At 72.3% G+C, this 570-nt stretch carries 1 protein-coding gene; it reads left to right on the top strand.

The features are described 5' to 3' along the window. Positions 1-484 (top strand): amidase family protein (locus LPA54_RS35645; RefSeq protein ID WP_267487973.1); only part of this gene is annotated, 484 nt, incomplete at its 5' end. Positions 485-570 lie beyond the last annotated feature (86 nt).

Here is a 570-nt window from a genome sequence, read left to right as displayed (position 1 = left end):
CTACTGGGGCCTGCTGTCGTTCCTCATCGGCGCCACGGGACGCACCATGGGCGCGGAGTTCGACCGCCACCGCATGGACGGCCTGAGTCGCGGCCTGCGCGCCACCTACGTCGCCAACTGGCGGCGTACGCCGGGTGTGCTGCGGCGGCTGAGGCGCACGCGGGAGGCGTACGCGGCGGCGTTCCGTGGCCTGGACGTCATCCTGTCCCCGGTGCTGGCCCACACCACCCCGCCGCTGGGCCACCTCAGCCCGTCCGTCCCGTACGCCACGCTGATCGAACGCATCCTCGCCTACGTGGCGTTCACCCCGGTCAACAACGTCGTCGGCACCCCGTCGATCTCCCTCCCGGCCGCGTCCACGACGGCGGACGGCCTCCCCGTCGGCGTGATGTTCTCCGGCCGCCCGGGCGCCGAACGCACCCTGCTGGAGCTGGCGTTCGAGCTGGAGGCGGACCAGCCGTTCCCTAGCCTCAAGGACGCCTGAGGAGTCCGCGGGCGCGGGATCTGTCCGCGCTCCCCTCAGACGACCGTGCAGTACGCCTGCCCGTACAGGGCCCACCTGTGGATCAC

This window comes from Streptomyces sp. DH12 (genome assembly GCF_020873895.1).
Taxonomy (GTDB): domain Bacteria; phylum Actinomycetota; class Actinomycetes; order Streptomycetales; family Streptomycetaceae; genus Streptomyces.
The sequence above is the reverse complement of the archived record's forward strand: the minus strand, read 5'-3'. Positions and strand labels throughout refer to the sequence as shown.